Source organism: Mesorhizobium sp. DxT, assembly GCF_058448885.1.
The window spans coordinates 150,037-165,421 of record NZ_JBZFLJ010000012.1; the positions used below are offsets into that span (position 1 = coordinate 150,037).

At 62.6% G+C, this 15,385-nt stretch carries 11 protein-coding genes and 1 pseudogene; 7 read left to right on the top strand and 5 right to left on the bottom strand.

Annotated elements, in window-relative coordinates:
- Positions 1-2: 2 nt before the first annotated feature.
- The 3 genes from ACVJNE_RS20855 to ACVJNE_RS20865 all read right to left on the bottom strand — a co-directional run bounded on the left by ACVJNE_RS20855 (position 3) and on the right by ACVJNE_RS20865 (position 3,509).
- A complete protein-coding gene (locus ACVJNE_RS20855) occupies positions 3-338 on the bottom strand; it encodes a c-type cytochrome (protein ID WP_499568707.1) in 336 nt (111 codons plus the stop codon).
- 115 nt (positions 339-453) lie between these two features.
- The gene (locus ACVJNE_RS20860) at positions 454-2,973 is read right to left on the bottom strand and encodes an arsenate reductase (azurin) large subunit (RefSeq protein ID WP_499568709.1); all 2,520 of its coding nucleotides are present in this window, start codon (positions 2,971-2,973) and stop codon (positions 454-456) included.
- An 11-nt stretch (positions 2,974-2,984) separates the two neighbouring features.
- Positions 2,985-3,509 (bottom strand): arsenate reductase (azurin) small subunit, encoded by a 525-nt coding sequence (locus ACVJNE_RS20865; protein ID WP_499568711.1) that lies wholly within the window; start codon positions 3,507-3,509, stop codon positions 2,985-2,987.
- Positions 3,510-3,753: 244 nt separating this feature from the next.
- On the opposite strand from ACVJNE_RS20865, the gene ACVJNE_RS20870 reads away from it, so the two are divergent.
- The 3 genes from ACVJNE_RS20870 to ACVJNE_RS20880 are packed head-to-tail and all read left to right on the top strand — an operon-like array spanning position 3,754 to position 7,416.
- On the top strand, positions 3,754-4,644 hold the full coding sequence (locus tag ACVJNE_RS20870) for a substrate-binding domain-containing protein (protein WP_499568712.1): 891 nt from the start codon (positions 3,754-3,756) through the stop codon (positions 4,642-4,644).
- Positions 4,641-6,104, top strand: coding sequence for a sensor histidine kinase (locus tag ACVJNE_RS20875; RefSeq protein WP_499568714.1), 1,464 nt, complete (start codon positions 4,641-4,643; stop codon positions 6,102-6,104). The genes ACVJNE_RS20870 and ACVJNE_RS20875 overlap by 4 nt, the downstream gene beginning before the upstream one ends.
- Complete coding sequence (locus ACVJNE_RS20880) at positions 6,094-7,416, top strand: sigma-54-dependent transcriptional regulator (RefSeq protein ID WP_499568738.1); 1,323 nt, start codon at positions 6,094-6,096, stop codon at positions 7,414-7,416. The genes ACVJNE_RS20875 and ACVJNE_RS20880 overlap by 11 nt, the downstream gene beginning before the upstream one ends.
- Before the next feature lie 436 nt (positions 7,417-7,852).
- Here the strand turns inward: ACVJNE_RS20880 and ACVJNE_RS20885 are convergent, their stop codons facing one another.
- Positions 7,853-8,545 carry a DUF4336 domain-containing protein gene (locus tag ACVJNE_RS20885; RefSeq protein WP_499568716.1) on the bottom strand — a complete coding sequence of 231 codons (693 nt, stop codon included), beginning with the start codon at positions 8,543-8,545 and terminating at the stop codon, positions 7,853-7,855.
- A gap of 53 nt (positions 8,546-8,598) precedes the next feature.
- Here ACVJNE_RS20885 and ACVJNE_RS20890 point away from each other — a divergent pair, with 53 nt between their 5' ends.
- Positions 8,599-9,204: a TetR/AcrR family transcriptional regulator gene (locus tag ACVJNE_RS20890; protein WP_499568718.1), complete on the top strand. Its 606-nt coding sequence runs from the start codon at positions 8,599-8,601 to the stop codon at positions 9,202-9,204.
- A gap of 185 nt (positions 9,205-9,389) precedes the next feature.
- Here the strand turns inward: ACVJNE_RS20890 and ACVJNE_RS20895 are convergent.
- A pseudogene (locus ACVJNE_RS20895) lies at positions 9,390-10,017 on the bottom strand (tyrosine-type recombinase/integrase).
- Positions 10,018-10,303: 286 nt separating this feature from the next.
- Between ACVJNE_RS20895 and ACVJNE_RS20900 the strand changes: the two are divergent.
- From ACVJNE_RS20900 to ACVJNE_RS20910, 3 genes are all read left to right on the top strand, one after another.
- Positions 10,304-11,263 (top strand): helix-turn-helix transcriptional regulator, encoded by a 960-nt coding sequence (locus ACVJNE_RS20900; RefSeq protein ID WP_499568720.1) that lies wholly within the window; start codon positions 10,304-10,306, stop codon positions 11,261-11,263.
- Positions 11,264-11,470: 207 nt separating this feature from the next.
- The gene (locus ACVJNE_RS20905; protein WP_499568722.1) at positions 11,471-14,269 is read left to right on the top strand and encodes a vWA domain-containing protein; all 2,799 of its coding nucleotides are present in this window, start codon (positions 11,471-11,473) and stop codon (positions 14,267-14,269) included.
- 3 nt (positions 14,270-14,272) lie between these two features.
- Positions 14,273-15,001, top strand: coding sequence for a hypothetical protein (locus ACVJNE_RS20910; protein ID WP_499568723.1), 729 nt, complete (start codon positions 14,273-14,275; stop codon positions 14,999-15,001).
- Positions 15,002-15,385: the final 384 nt, after the last annotated feature.

Below are 15,385 nucleotides of genomic sequence, written 5' to 3' on the forward strand. Positions count from 1 at the left end.
GGTCACTCCGGCAAGGTCTCCAGGTAGGCGACGAGATTTGCCAGTTCATCGGGCTTCTTGATGCCAGCGAAAGCCATTTTGGTGCCAGGCACCTTGCTTCTGGGAGCGGCGAGGTACTCGGTGAGGCTCGCCTCATCCCAGACGAGACCATCCTCGCCGGCCTTCTTCATCGCAGGCGAAAAATTGAATCCTTCCGCCGTGCCCGCGGTACGGCCCACGACATCGCCGAGATGCGGACCAACCTTGTTCGTGGTCGTGTCCGTGGCATGGCACGCGACACATTTCCTGAAGGCAGCCTTGCCGGCTTCGATGTCCTGGGCTTGGGCGTAGGCGGCCACGAGAAGAGAGGCCACGAGAGTGGCGCTGCGTATAACTGCTATTCTCACTATGAACTCCGGATAGATGTCGAGGTTGCCGCCGGGACTGCCCCGGCGGCGTGATCACGCGCTGCGGTCAAGCGGTGGTGTATTCCTTCGACTTAAAGGACAGGTGAGCAACCGAAGCCGGTGCGTCCGCGATCTTGCGGATGTTGCCCCAAGTCTGCTTGTAGTTGGGGATGTGCAGTTCGTTCGTCCCCGCATTGACGACGTTGCCCTGTACGCCAGTCGGATAGGCAAACAACATGAACGTCTCGCCGGGCCTTGCCGATGGTGTCGGATAGACCATGGCCTGCGTTGCGCCCGCATCGTTGTAGATCTCGACCAGATCGCCTTCCTTGACGCCGATCTCGGCCATGTCGTCGGGATGCATCTCGATGAACGGGAATGGCCACCGATCCATGACGAAGTCGTTCTCGACGTCGAGATAGGCCGATTGCCAGACCTGATTGGCGCGACCGTTGTTGATGAGGAACGGATACGCCGCCTGCTGCTCTGTCTTGCCGGGCGCCTGCAATCCCCGCCACGCCGTGACCATGAAGCGCGCCTTGCCGTCTTCCGTTCCGAACTTGCCGTCGGTGTAGAGACGCTGTGTCCCGATGATCTTGCCGTCCTCGAAACCGGTCGCGGGTTCCTGGAAGCCGTTGGTTCCCATTGCCCGCAAGCGCTCGTAGGTGACGTGCTCGCCACCGCCGGCAGTCGCATGGTAGCCGTCCATGAAGGCGTCTTCCTCGGTCTCCCAGTCGAAACCATCGAAATTGGCCGCAATGTCGGCCTTGCCAAGATCGGTGAAGACCCCCTGCATGTGATTGGCGATCCGTGCCGCGATCAGGCAGTCGGGCATCGCCTGTCCGGGCGGGTCCATGTAGCGCTCGGTGATCCGCATGCGCCGCTCGCCGTTCATCGAGGTGAGGTTCATCTCGCCCGATGTCGCTGCGGGCAGCATCACATGGCAGGCTTCGCCGATCTTGGTCGGCACGATGTCGACATCCACCGCGAACAGGCCGCCATCGTCGATCGCCGCCACGATGGCCTCGACCATGGCGTCGCGGTCGCCGTAAGGCACGGCGTTCATCGCATCCTTCACCTTGTCGGTGCGCTGCTTGTAGACGCGCTTGAACTCGCCCGCGTTGAGGGTCGTCTTGTAATGATCGCAGCCCCAGATGTGGTGCACGCCGCCCTGGCCCTCGATCAGCAGGCGGTCGACATAGGCCGCCGGGCGGCCGACATGGCCGTCTGCGGGACGCGCATAGCCTTCCTGATGGCCACCGAGCCGCACCACCCCGCCGCCGGGGCGACCGACATTGCCGGTGGCAAGCGCGATATTCACCAGAGCGCCATTGGTGCGGTAGTTGTCGTTGCCCCAGATCAGACCCTTCTCATAGGAGAACATGGTGCGGCGGCGGGCTCCCCCTTCCTTTGGCTCGGCGATCCACGCGGCCGCCTTGCGGATGTCGTCCGCGGAGACACCGGTGATCTCGGCGGCTTCTTCCACCGTTACCCTGTTGCCCTCGCGCGCTGCCGCGAAGCTTGTCAGCACACCGGGCCGTGCGGGATCGGAACCATCGCCTTCGCCCTCCTGATCGGAGGTGCTGGCGTCGATGAACTCCTGGTCCACCCATCCCTTCTCGGCGATCTCGGTGAAAAGCGCGTTGAACAGGACCAGATCCGTGCCGGATTTGATCTGAAGATGCAGAACGTTCTCCGGGCTCGCTTCCGCTTCGCAGGCGGCGACGGTAACGGTGCGGCGCGGGTCGACGATGACGATGCGGCCCGGTTCGTGCGCCTCCCCGGAAAGCTGCTCTTCCTTCTTGCCAAGGGAAGTTCCGCGCAGGTTCGGTACCCAGTGGTTGAGGAAGTAGTTGGTCTGGGTCTCGAGCGGATTTGCGCCGACGACCATGATCGTATCGGCGAGTTCGGCATCCTCGTAGCAGTTGTTGAGCTCGCCCACGCCCATGTCGCGGGTTGCATGCACCTCCGAATTGTAGGCAGGGCGATTGTGGATGCGGATGTTCTTGACCTTCATGGCACCGAAATAGAGCTTCCCGGTGCCCCAGGTGTTCTCGTATCCGCCGCCGGCACCGCCATGGTCGAAGGCGGACACGAACAGCGCGTCCTCTCCCTTGTCGGCGACCACGCGCGCGGTCACGCGCGCAACGAGGTCGAGCGCGTCTTCCCAGGACGTCGGCTGCATCTGGCCATAGCGCCAGACCAGTGGATCGGTCAGGCGCTGCTGTTGGGTGGAGCGGGCCTGCGAGTAACTCATTTCGGCCATGCGCGCGCCGCGCACCGAGCCGAGGCCGGAGTTCACGACGCATTCATGGTCGGGCTTGATCACAATGTGGACGTCTTTGCCGTCCTGCTTGACGATGTTGTACATCGACGGCGCGTACCATGCGTCGGTCTCGGCATATTGCTGCTCGGAGAGGTCAACGCCAAAGGCGTTCTGCTCGGGCGAGGTGCCACCCTGCTTGTTCGCGGGCCATGAGTACGCATGATAGCCGCAGCCAACGATGCAGTAGTGGCATACGACGTTCTGTTTCCTGGCATCGGCGGGGATGATCGGCAGTCGATCGATCTGTCTCTTGTAGGCCATGTTTTCCTCCCTCAGAGCACGTTCGACAGGCGGCCGTAGAGGAGCTCATCCACGCCTTCGGCGTAGATGTCGCCCTTCTCGTCCACGCGCAGCGCGTATTGCGGCAGGTTCTGCGTCGCTTGCCCCCAAATCTGCTGGCCCCCCGCTTCACAGTCGAAGCGCGAATAGTGGCCGGGGCAGTTCAGCGTGCGGTCGCCGGCGCTATAGTTCAGCGGATATCCCTTGTGCGGGCATACTGTGGAGAAGCCGACAACGTCACCGTCCGGACCCGCGCCGCCCTCGACAGGCGTGCCGAGCTTGAGCAGCACGCCAGGTGCCTCTTCGTCGGGATAGGTCACATCGAAAGGTTCGTTGACGGCCAGGTCGGCGATATTGCCGAGGCGGTTCGAGGGATAGTCCACGCGAGCAAGAGCCGCCTGCGCCCTGGCCGGTGCGGCCGGAAGGCTCACTGCGGTGGCGGAGGCTGCAGCGGCAAGCGCTCCGCCTCGCAAAAACTGTCGACGGCCGAAATCGACCAATTTGTTGCAGCGATCCATTCCATCCTCCCTGGTTTGCGACTGGGTACGCAGGGGAGGGAGCAAGGACAGTGCCAGACCTGTAGGCACCTCCGAATCTCACGTTTGCGCGCATCACCGGGCCCCGGCAGACATGGCGGCGTCCGGATTTCCGGACATGCTGCGCCGCCGTTGGTCCGGAAACCCGGACAGAGCCGAAACTGCAGGATTGCGGTCGATTTCAGCGGGCGGGAGCGCTAGTCTGTCCGCAGGGAGGATCGACGATTTGACCGCTCGGTACCCAGCCACGAGCCAGGGACTCACGCGCCGCTCGCTGCTTGCACTGAGCAGCGGCGCAGCCGCGTCGCTTGCGCTGTCGCACGGCTCGGTCTCCGCACAGGACGGGTTCAAGTTCGGCCTGACCCCGGTCTTCCTCTCCAACGACCTCGAACTGCTGGCGCTTCTTCGTGCATATCTCACCGAAGCGATCGGCGAGCCCGTGGAACTTGTAAGCCGACGCACCTATCAGGAAATCACGGCCCTGCTCGTCGCAGGTCAACTCCATGCGGCGTGGATCTGTGGGTATCCCTATGTCCAGTTCAAGGCAGAACTCGATCTCGTCGCCACCCCCTCCTGGCATGGCAAGCCGCTCTACCAGTCCTACCTGATCGCGGCCGCTGACAGGCCGAGCGAGCGGTGGGAGGAGCTGAAGGGCGACATCCATGCCTTCTCCGACCCCGACTCAAATTCCGGCTTCCTCGTCACACGCGCGCTACTCGCCGAAAACGGCTTGAAACCCGAAGGCTTCTTCGCCCGCACCTTCTACACATACGGCCACCGCAACGTGATCCGCGCCGTCGCTTCCGGACTTGCCCAGTCCGGCAGTGTGGATGGCTATGTCTGGGATGTCATGCGCGAGATGGAGCCCGACCTCGTCAACCAGACGCGGGTCGTGCGCCGTTCAGAATGGCTCGGCTTTCCTCCCGTAGCCTCGTGCAGGGCGCTTGCCGGGGATCCGCGAATTCGGCGGCTAAAGGAGGCGCTGACGGCGATGGATCGACACGAAGAAGGACGCAAGGTCTTGGCCCTGCTTCGACTGGACGGCTTTGTCGCGACAGAGCCATCCCTGTTCGATGCGATCGCCGCCAAGGTCGATGCGGTGAGGCGGTTCGGATGAGATTTTTCCAACGCCTTCGCGCCATCCCAATTTCCTATCGGGTGCCGATCCTCGTCGCACTACTGATGGTGGGGATCAGCGCGGTTATTTCCGAGCGGGTGCTCGACCGCCTTTCCCGCACGCAGGAATCCTCGCTCGACGGTCTCGCCGGCAGCTATCTCGACGGTCTGACCGCGGCTGTCCTGCCGGCTGTCCTGCGTGGCGATGTGTGGGAGGTCTTCGACGCGCTCGATCGATCGCAGAAATCCTACCAGGCCCTGTCGCCACTAGAAGCCGTCGTCACGGGGGATGACGGCCGGGTCCTGGCGGCCACCGACCCCACTCGCATCCCGTCCTTCTCGGAGCTGCCGGAAGCCTACGCCTCGCGTTACGGCGCGAGCACGGTGACCTTCGACCGGGCGGCGGACACCGGTTTCGTCTATCGCGATCTCGTCTATCAGGGCCAAAAGATCGGTGCGATCCACACGGCCTTCGATGCCTCGCACATCTTCGCCGAGCGCCGCGAGATCCTGGTGACGCTGCTCGTCACCAACGGCATCCTCGCCGCGATCTTCTCGCTTGGCGGATTTCTGCTGGTCCGCCGCATGATCATGCCGATGCGGGTGCTGGAGGATCACATGCGTGCCGCCGCAAACGGCGTCGCCGAGCCTATTCCCGCACGGGAGTTCCCCTCGCGCGGCGGCGAGGTGGCGAGCCTCTTCAACGGCTACAACGCGCTCGTCCATGCCGAGCGGGAGCGTGCCAATTTCGCCATGCAGCTTTCCGAAGAGGAGAAGCTCGCAAGCCTTGGACGACTGGCTTCCGGCATGGCCCACGAGATCAACAATCCTCTCGGCGGCCTGTTCAACGCCATCGACACGCTGAAGACGCATGGCAGGACACCCGGCGTGCGCGATACCTCGATCAGCCTGATCGAGCGCGGGCTGAACGGCATTCGCGAGGTCGTCGAAGCCGCCCTTGCCACCTATCGTCCGGAACGCTCGGCCCGGCCGCTCGGAGCTGACGATCTTGAGGACGTCAAGGTGCTGATGAAACCGGAACTGCGCCGGCGCAGACAGAGACTGGACTGGAAGGTCGACTGGCCCCTCGAGTTCGCCACACCGATACCCGGCGGCCCGGTCCGCCAGGCGGTCCTGAATCTGCTGCTCAACGCGAGCGCAGCCACGCCGGAAGGCGGCGCGATCGGATTGAGCGTCGAGCGGACGGTGGATTGCTTGAAGATTTCAGTGTCCGACGAAGGTCCAGGAATGCCCGGGGATTCCATCGCGATGCTAGGCGACGACGATCCCGGGCCGGCGGTCCGCGCCGGAAAAGGATTGGGGCTCTGGATGGTCCGCCGCATGGTTGATGCCTGCGGAGGCAAGGCAACTGTAGAAGCCAGTCTGCCGGTCGGATCGGTCGTCACGCTGACCCTGCCAATCATGGAGGAACCGCACAGTGAGCGCAGCCATGCCGCCTGAGCGTGCACGTGCGGGGTTGGTCGAGGACGATCCGGTGATGGGCGGCTCGATCGTCCAGCGACTGGAACTCGAAGGCTGGGACGTGACATGGTGGCAAACGGGACGCGAGGCCGTCAAAGGGCTCGGACGTGCCGCGGGCTCGCTCGACCTCGTGATCTGCGACATCCGGCTGCCGGACATGTCCGGCGAGGCTGTGTTCGAGGAGATGACCCGGCAGCCTGACACGCCGCCCTTCCTGTTCGTTACCGGATTCGCCGAGATTGACCAGGCGGTGCGCCTGATGCGTTGCGGCGCCGTCGACTTCATGACCAAGCCCTTCGCAATGGACGACTTCCTGAAGCGGATCGAGAGCGGGCGGCGCACCAACCGCTCGGGTATGCGGCTGAAGGAGTACGTTCTGGGCCAGTCGCCGGCGATCCAGCACGCCGAAGACCTGATCCATCGCTATGCGGTGCACGACCTGCCGGTGTTGATCACGGGAGAGACCGGATCCGGCAAGGAGGTCGCAGCGCGGCTTCTGCATCAGGTTTCCTCGCGAGCGGAGCAGCCCTTCGTCGCTGTGAACTGCGCCGCCATCCCAGCCGACCTGCTGGAAAGTGAACTCTTCGGCCATGAGAAGGGCGCCTTCACCGGCGCCCACCAGCGCCATCTCGGCTATGCCGAACGCGCCAAGGGCGGGACGCTGTTCCTCGATGAAATCGGCGACATGCCGCCCACCCTCCAGGCCAAGCTGCTGCGCCTCATGGAGAACGAATCTTTCACGCGGTTGGGCGGCGAGACAGCCGTCCCCTTCCGCGCTCGGATTGTCGCAGCCACGCACCGCGCCCTTGCACCGGGACAGGCATCCGGATTCCGCGAGGACCTCTATTTCCGCCTCGCCGTGCTTCCTGTCGACATCCCGCCGCTCAGGCAACGACCGGAGGACATCGTCTGGCTGCTCGAACGCTTCCTGGAGAATGCCGCAGCACGCACCGAAGCCCGAATCCGTGGCTTCAGCGCCCTGGCGGAGGAAGCAGCCCTGGCGCATCCATGGTCCGGCAACGTTCGGGAGCTGCGCAACCGCGTCGACCGCGCCGTCGCGCTGACGGCGTCGGAATGGATCATGCCCGGTGACCTTTTCCCGGATCGCCCTGGGAGCGAGCCCAGGGCGGGTTTCCTCCCGCTGGCCGACGTCCGCGACGCGGCCGAGCGGCGGCAGATAGAGCGCGCGCTCGAACAGACCGACGGCCAGGTCATCAAGGCCGCAGAACTACTCGGCATAGGCCGCTCGACGCTGTGGGAAAAGATGACGCGGCTCGGGGTTCGAGGTTGATTGTGGGCTGCATGTCAACGGTGCCGAGAAACTCGCGGCCGCGCCGGATGGGCACTTAATTGAACGAACGGGCGCTTGCAGGATCGGCGATCCCGGCCCTTGTTGCTTATTTGAGGCGCGTCGCCGCCGCAGTGCTGCGACCACCTGAACGGCCACTTTCCCACCTTCGCGCCCACAAGCCGTGGGGCAGGAAGGCACCTAGGATGGACATCCGCGCCATCCCACACCCGTCCACTGAGAAAGTGAGCTTCCGCGGCCGTTACGGCGCCGACAACGGAAAGTCCGGTTCTGGCTCAGAAACTGAGAAAGCCGCCGTTCGGCCAACGACGCCATTGCGGTCATTAACCGCAACTGATGATGTCGCATAAAGCGGACACCCCAATGGCCAAATGTGTCGACGTTTCGGCCGTTTCACAACAGCTCGTTGAATCAGAACCTATTTGGCCAACCAGCGAAACGCCCGACGTAGAAATGCGTGCCCGCCATTGGTGATCGGGGGGCCGTGGGCGACAATCAGCTTTTCGGTAGGCCACGCCAGAATGTGCCGCAGAGACTGGCGAGCTGCGGATCGGTCGGTGAAGGCTACCCGAAATTTCCGTGGCACTGAGGGTTCGGCAGCTGTCATCAGGTCAAGCCGTGCGACCAGCGCCCGCCAGCCTCTGAACCACCCGTGCGGAAATTGCTGTATCAGATCGGTGAAGATCGCGGTCCCACTCTCACGGTGAAAGAAAACAACTTCCTTCGTGATCCGGTTGCCCCACATAACCGCATGGTCGATCTCCTCTGCCCATGCCGCTATCGGGCTGTCGGTGAGATCAGCGTCGAACCTGATATCAGGGCGTTTCTCCCGCAGGCCAGGCGGCGCATAGACAGTGGCGCCAGGATATACCCGCTGCCAGTCGCCAAGGAATGTATGGTGGAGCGAATTTGGAGCGAGCAGATGCTTGACCGTTCCCAATGTCTCGATCGTGGAGAGAAGTGCTTCCGTAATCGCCGTTGGTGACCAAAGGACGAGGTCATCGTTGGCCAATTTGATGACAACCATGCGCGTGGGATAATGAAAACGGGCCGCTGCCGTGACCGTTGGTCCGTCCGCAATCCAGATGTTGGGGCCGAATTCGGCTAGCATGGCAGTGTCTCGCATATGTTTACATGAGTGTAAATTTATACCACTGTATAGAAATGACAACACCGAAGCGAACCGACCGCTCCCGAAATCTCATCCTCGACGCTGCCGACGCGGCATTTGGTGAGAAGGGATTTGCCGCGACCTCCGTTGAGGAAATCGCGACACGGGCAGGTCTGACCCGCAAGACGGTCTACAACCTGTTTGCTTCGAAAGATGACATCGCCTCGCAGCTTATTGCCCGCGTGGAAGCGAATGATGCAGCCTATCGAGATCGCATGGCCGCCGGTGAAGACGCGTTGCGCATTCTCGAAGACGTCTTTCAAGACAGCGCGGGTTGGTGCTTGGCCAATCCCTCACTTGCGAGGCTGGCGCTTGCTCCGGTCGACCGGCCATCCCTTGAACCGCCTCCGGGCCGGCCGTCATTTCAGGGGCTTGTCAGGGATATTCTCATCTTGGGCCAACGGCAGGGTGTTATCCGTAAGGACGACGATTCCAATTTCATGGCGCTGGTTTTGCTCGGAGTTTACGGGCAGGCAATGCTCTCGGCTCTTGCGGGAGAGCGGTTTGGCAATGAGGAAATCAAACACATCATCCGTGTCGTTGTTGAAGGTATCGGGGAGCCCTCATTACGGCGAAGCGTCGTGTCGCGTAGCTCATAAGTGTTCTTGCATAAGCGAATGTCGGATCTGTCCTTCGCCGCCTCCAAAGCAGACCGTCCGCTCCCCACTCCGGTCGGGCCGTCGGCGTCAGGCGGCGTGGCACGCTGGGAAACGATTTCGTACCGACGCCTTAGAACGAATGCCGTGAGCGGCCATCCGCGTCAGGTCCGGATGGCCGCTCAAGGTCAGATCTCGGTTCGTTCAGCCAAAAGCAGCGGGTCCTCCACATCGACGCCGAGATACCGCACCGTGTTCTCGATCTTGGAGTGACCAAGAAGAATCTGGATAGCGCGGATGTTTCCGGTCGCCCTGTAGATCATCGACGCCTTCGTGCGCCGAAGCCAGTTCGTGCCATACTCCTCCGGACAGAGACCAATTGCGATCACCCACTCATCCACCAGGCGAGCGTACTGCCGCGTGCTCATGCGGTGTGCATGGTCGACCCGGCTCGGAAACGCATAGTCCTCGACCGAGCCTCTACCTCGTTCAAGCCAGGCCAGAAGGCTGGCTCTCGCTGGTGATCTCGAATTGGACCGGCCGCCCCGTCTTTTGCTGAATGACGATCGCCCGAGTCCGTATCTCGGGTCCGGCGACCACATCGCGGATTCTGATCTTGACGAGGTCACAGCCGCGAAGCTTGCTGTCGATTGCTAGATCGAACAGCGCCCGGTCCCGTACGCGTCTCTCGCGATCAAGGAAGAAGCGGATCGCCCAAATTTGCTTCTGGGTGAACGGGCGCTTGGTGCCGACCTTCTTTCCGGCGTTCCAAGCTGCGCGCTCGCGGATGGAATCATCGAATTGAGAATGACCCAACTAAGTTCTCCTGGGCCTTGATTGGCCTGGAGAAGAATGCCGCAGCTCACTGCGGCTGAGGGGCAGGGTGTGGCTGTCCGGTTGTGGATCCGATTCCGAGAGGCCGACACTCAGCCTACCGTAGCATGGCACACGATGGTGGCGAGTCCCCCAACAACAGCAAACAACGTGCAGTAGAGCATCGATTGATGTCGTCAAGGGTCGTGAGTCTGGAGGGAAGATGAACTCGTTGCGTCACTGCGACGCGCAACGCATATTGGATGACCCGGTTCAACCCTGAGGGCGCATGACAGTTCTATCGATACGCTCGCACGATTTCGAAGTTTCCCGCCGTGTTGAGGAATTTCAGTCTATAGTTGGGGCGATTACAAAGGTCGACTTCATTCCGGACGATCCTGGATCTTTCCAATCGGAAACAACAATCGGTGTGCTACAGAACCTGATCGTCGGACACGGTCGGCACTCTACATCGACCGCTGTGCGCACGAAAGGCCATGTCGCCGATGCCGAAGACAATGTGATGTTCCATGTCCCTTTATCGGGAAGCTGTTCCATCGAACAGCGTGGTGGCGAGCGCACGGAACTGAAGTCGGGGGTCGTCTATGCAGACCCCGCCGAGGTTCCCGGTGTTATCCGCTTCAATGGTGAACCCAGCGAGGGGTTCTACGTCTCCGTTCCGCGCATCCACCTCTCGGCCGCGACACTCGGGCTCAACGCCGTGTTGCGACGCACCGCCCCGCTGACCCCGCAATGGCGGCTGTTCTTCAATTACTCACGCAGCCTGCATCAGGAATTGGCTTCACTCGCGCCGGTAGACGCCGCGCAATGCGCATCACATGTTCAGGATCTGGCATTGATGGCGCTGGGCGCCACGCGGGAGGCCGCAGAGGTCGCAGCCGGTCGAGGCGTGCGTGCGGCACGGCTCAGAGCGGTGAAGGCGGATGTCGAACTCCATCTGACCGCACCGGATCTGACGGCTGATGGGATTGCGACGCGCCACGGGATCAGTCCCCGCTATCTGCGCTCGCTGTTCGAGCGCGAGGGCACGTCGTTCGGGGACTTTGTTGCGACACGCCGACTGGCCTTGGCTCACCGCATGCTGAGCGACCCGCGCAACGCGGCATCGAGCATCGCGAGCGTGGCCATGAGCGCCGGCTTCGGCGACCTCTCGTGGTTCAATGCCAGATTTCGCCGTGTCTATGGCATGACGCCGAAAGAAGTACGCGCTTTGTCGCGCATGTTCTGAGCGACGCTAGGCGGCGCTGTTCCGTTCTCCCCCTATCTCGGTGCCTCTGCCCCCAAGACCACGGGCGTCCGTGCGCTTACCTTGCGGCACAGATTTACGTTCGGATTCCGGAGAACGGCCCCTGAACCACAGCAAATTGGCATCGCCAGATTTCATCCGCCCGTTGTCGGTCGTGGTGTCGAGAGCGACGTCCTGTCGAGGAAAACCATGAGACGATCGAGCTTCAGTGCCATCCTGAGCGTGGCAGCGTTTTCGCTGCTGAACCTGTCGACCCCCGCCCTCGCGCAATCCGCTAATGTCACGCCCGAGAAGGCGGCCATGCTCATCTTCGATGCGTCCGGCTCGATGTGGGGACAACTCGATGGCGGCATCACAAAGATCGAGGTAGCGCGCGACGTGATGGGGCAGTTCTTTTCCAGGCGCGATGCGGCGATCCCGCTTGGCGTCATCGCCTACGGCCACAACCGTCGCGGTGACTGCGCCGACATCGAGGTGATCGCGCAGACCGGTGTGCAGGACGCCGCTTCGCTGTCACAACGACTCACTCGCATCAACCCGCGCGGCATGACGCCTATCTCGGAAAGCCTGCGCCTTGCCGCCGGCCAGATACCGCCGACGGCCGAGGAAGCCGACATCATCCTCGTCACCGACGGGCTGGAGACCTGCGACGCCGACCCCTGCGCGGTCGCGGCACAGCTCGCGAATGAAGGCATAAAGATCCGTGCCCATGTCGTCGGCTTCGGCCTGACCGAGCAGGAGGCAGAGGCGCTAGCCTGCGTGCCGGACCAGACCGGCGGACGGTTGCTGCGCCCGCAGTCCGGCACCGAGCTCGCCGACGCGCTCAACCAGATCGCGGCGGCGGAACCAATACCCGAGCCCGCGCCACCTATGCAGGAGGCGTTCTTCGACATCGGTCCCAAGGCCGAGGCAGGACACACCTACCGCATTTCGTATCACGGCACCGCACGACCGGCCGACTATGCCGGCTTCACGCGACGCGGCGAAGGCTCCCCCGACGTCAGCCCGTCCTACGGCGTCATCGGTGGCGGCAGCACTGCCAACAACCCGTTTTCCCGGCAGGCGCCACAGGAGCCGGGCGAATACGATCTCATCCTGTTGGTGACGGGCCAGGGCATCATCGCGCGCCAGCCGGTCGAGGTGGTAGCCGCATCTAACGGCTTCGACCCGATCGGGTCGGTGGAGCCGGGCAAGCGATTCCAGTTCACCTGGCGCGGTCCCGATCGACCGGAGCAGCGTGTCGTCATCGCGCAGCCAGGAGACCCGGCGCAAACATATGAGGGCGACTGGGGTTATTCCCTGAGCAAGAACGGCCGCATGGGTCTGCGTGCTCCCGCTGAGCAGGGCATCTACGAATTGCGATACCTCTCGGCCGATCGAAAGGAAATCATGTTCTTCCGCAAGTTCGGCGTCGGCGTGCCCTATGAGGACGTAGACTTGACGACGAGCGATGAACTGGCCGTGCGCGCTGCGGCCGCCACGCAGGCTGCGCCCGGACAGGACGCGCTGCCGATGGTCCTCGCGACGTTCCGCCTTCCCGATGGTTTCCCGGAGGTACCCTTGTCCTGGTCGGCGGTGCCGCTCGATCCCGACATGAGCCCCGAAGCCTGGGCGCCGCAGGACCAGACCTTTGTCGCCCAGGGCGCGTTAGAGCCGGGCCGCTACGAAGTCTCGACCATGGGGGCAGGCGAGGTCGAGTTCCGCGGCGTGGTCGAGATCGTGCCGGGACAGTCAAACGACTTCGTCATTCCGCTGGTCGACGACTCCGACGACGAGGCTTCTGCGACGACGCTTGCCGGCCCTTGGCAGGTGATCGGTGTGCCGCCCTATCAGGCTCAGGCGGGAGCGGATCAGTTATTGACGCTCGCCCTTGAACAGGCTCAGCCCAATGGCCCGATTGGCGGAAGCTGGACGGCTGGGGAAAAGCTTGCCGGACCGCAGGTCGCCGGGCGCGAAGGCGTGTTCACGACCGCAACGCGCGATGGTGACGCGCTGCGCATGACCTTCACGGTGGGCGAGCCGATCCCGGCTCCCATGACGCTCTATCTCACGCCTTACGGCATCGGTTATGCAGGCTCGCTGTCGTCGGGGGCGCAAGGCATGAGCGTGGTCATGTGGCCGGGCGGCTACGTACCACCTTCGCTGGCCGAAATGCGCGAGGCCGTGCATGGTCCCGCACCCTCCGATTTTGTCGATATGAGCGGCACCGCCCCAGTACGATCCGACGGCCCCTCGCAGGATACCCAGACGGTTCGGGTGCGGTTGCTCACCCCTTTCGAGATCGGCGGCAAGCGGGTCCAGTGGTCTGCGATCCGCACCGACACGCCCGTCTCCGATGTCGCTTTTGCCATGAACGATTTTGAGCAGATGCTGATCGTTGATCTCGCGCCGGGGACCTATGCGGTGGAAGGTGTCAACGAAGCTGAAGGCATCTTCCTCGCTGACACCATTTCCGTGACCGTCGGGGGCAACGACAGCTTTGAGATTCCGGTCGCAAAGGACGGTGAACGTGGCAGCGCTGAAACCGTACATGGCGAGGACCTCGCCTTCGCCTGCACCGATGCGCCCGCAGGCTGTGAGGTGCGCCATGAAGCAAGTGGCATTTCTCTGACGCTGCCCAACAACTGGAGTATGGGCGAGCCTTATTTCTACGAAACCGCCGGTGGCGTACGCGCCGGTCAGCCGACTGTCACCTTCTTCACGGAAGACTTCGGCAAGGTCGTCAGCGTGGAACTCAACCCGCGCCAATGGATGCAATCTAGCGGTCCGTGCCGATCCGTGGGCACTAATCAGCTCTGCATGTTCGGTGGGCAGGGTATGACTTCGGAGATCGGCTTCGAGGGGATCGCTTCCTCGCTTCAGGTTACCTCGTTGGGATCGGACGATGGGACAGCAGCAGAATTGGACGCCGTCATTCCGATAGACCTTGGAGGGCGTGATCCGCAAAGGGTCCTGCGTTCCCTTTTCGGCAACCGGGCGGAGCATTAGACCATGAGAAACAAGCTGGCATCCGTCCTTTTCGGTTTGGCCTTGTCATTCGGTTTCATTCCTGCGGCGCAGGCCCAGATGGTGCAGATCGCCATGTGCATGGAAGGCGGTTGTAGCTGCCATGTTCCGGGCACGACCCTGGCTGATGTCGAGATGATTCTGGGCGCTCCCAATCCCCCAGGGGCTACCGACATGACCCTCGTGGTGTATCAGAATGAATATAGCTGGCGCTCCCAAACGCTAGCGCAGATTGATGCGTCGTTCGGCGGGCCGGGCGAGTGTCCCATACAGCTTGAAGCACCGATCATTCCCGAAGACGGAATGTGGCGCATCACCACCGGGGCCACCGACGCCTCAGCCTGTCCGTTGTTTTCGCTCACTGGCCAGGCCGTGCCGAGCCAGATCAGCGGCGAAACGCGACAGATCAACTGGGGCGGATGGTTCTCGCCCAGCAAGCTGATGTCCGGAGCCGTCGGTCATGTAAACTGGACATCCACCGGTGGGCATTCATGGCGCGGCGTTTTCGTGGACAAGCGCCTGTCAACCGCCACCGCCACCACGGGTGCAAGCGTCATCTGGACGTTGAGGCTGGTGAGCCCAACCGAGATCAACGGGTTGAGCCTTTTCGAGTATGACATTTCCTCAGGATCCGCAGATGCTCCCGCACAGGCCGTCCTTAAGAACATGCAGTGTCGAACGGTTACACCGTTCACCGCACGAAAGGTGGGCTGATTGGCCCGCGGTCGGCGCCTGCTGTTTGCTCACCCGGCCGATTTTGGCAGCAACGGGGCCGTAAGCCGATCGGCAGGTTTCGGATCGCGACTGTGCAAAGCTGCCATTTGCCACAGCATGTTTGTGCGGGCAAAACATGCTTGTGCTGATCAGCACGCCCTCTGACGCGATAATATCGGACGTTCTGCTCACCAATTGCTTCGGTGGCATCAGGCCAAGCGGCCCTCGCCAAGCGGATAGTGTTTTCCATAAGGCTAAGCTTCGCATTCCTCGTGCGAAGCGGACCGTACTAAGAGCCCGTCTCGAAAGGGTTGAGTAGCTGGCGCGGTCGTGATTCCGAATTGGGTGTCGAAGCCTATTCGGAGAGACCTGATGTGGACGCCA

Coding starts and splice junctions, on each gene's coding strand:
- ACVJNE_RS20860 (WP_499568709.1), bottom strand. CDS start 2,973: ATGGCCTACAAGAGACAGATCGATCGACTGCCGATCATCCCCGCCGAT.
- ACVJNE_RS20865 (WP_499568711.1), bottom strand. CDS start 3,509: ATGGATCGCTGCAACAAATTGGTCGATTTCGGCCGTCGACAGTTTTTG.
- ACVJNE_RS20875 (WP_499568714.1), top strand. CDS start 4,641: ATGAGATTTTTCCAACGCCTTCGCGCCATCCCAATTTCCTATCGGGTG.
- ACVJNE_RS20880 (WP_499568738.1), top strand. CDS start 6,094: ATGCCGCCTGAGCGTGCACGTGCGGGGTTGGTCGAGGACGATCCGGTG.
- ACVJNE_RS20885 (WP_499568716.1), bottom strand. CDS start 8,545: ATGCTAGCCGAATTCGGCCCCAACATCTGGATTGCGGACGGACCAACG.
- ACVJNE_RS20890 (WP_499568718.1), top strand. CDS start 8,599: ATGACAACACCGAAGCGAACCGACCGCTCCCGAAATCTCATCCTCGAC.
- ACVJNE_RS20900 (WP_499568720.1), top strand. CDS start 10,304: ATGACAGTTCTATCGATACGCTCGCACGATTTCGAAGTTTCCCGCCGT.
- ACVJNE_RS20905 (WP_499568722.1), top strand. CDS start 11,471: ATGAGACGATCGAGCTTCAGTGCCATCCTGAGCGTGGCAGCGTTTTCG.
- ACVJNE_RS20910 (WP_499568723.1), top strand. CDS start 14,273: ATGAGAAACAAGCTGGCATCCGTCCTTTTCGGTTTGGCCTTGTCATTC.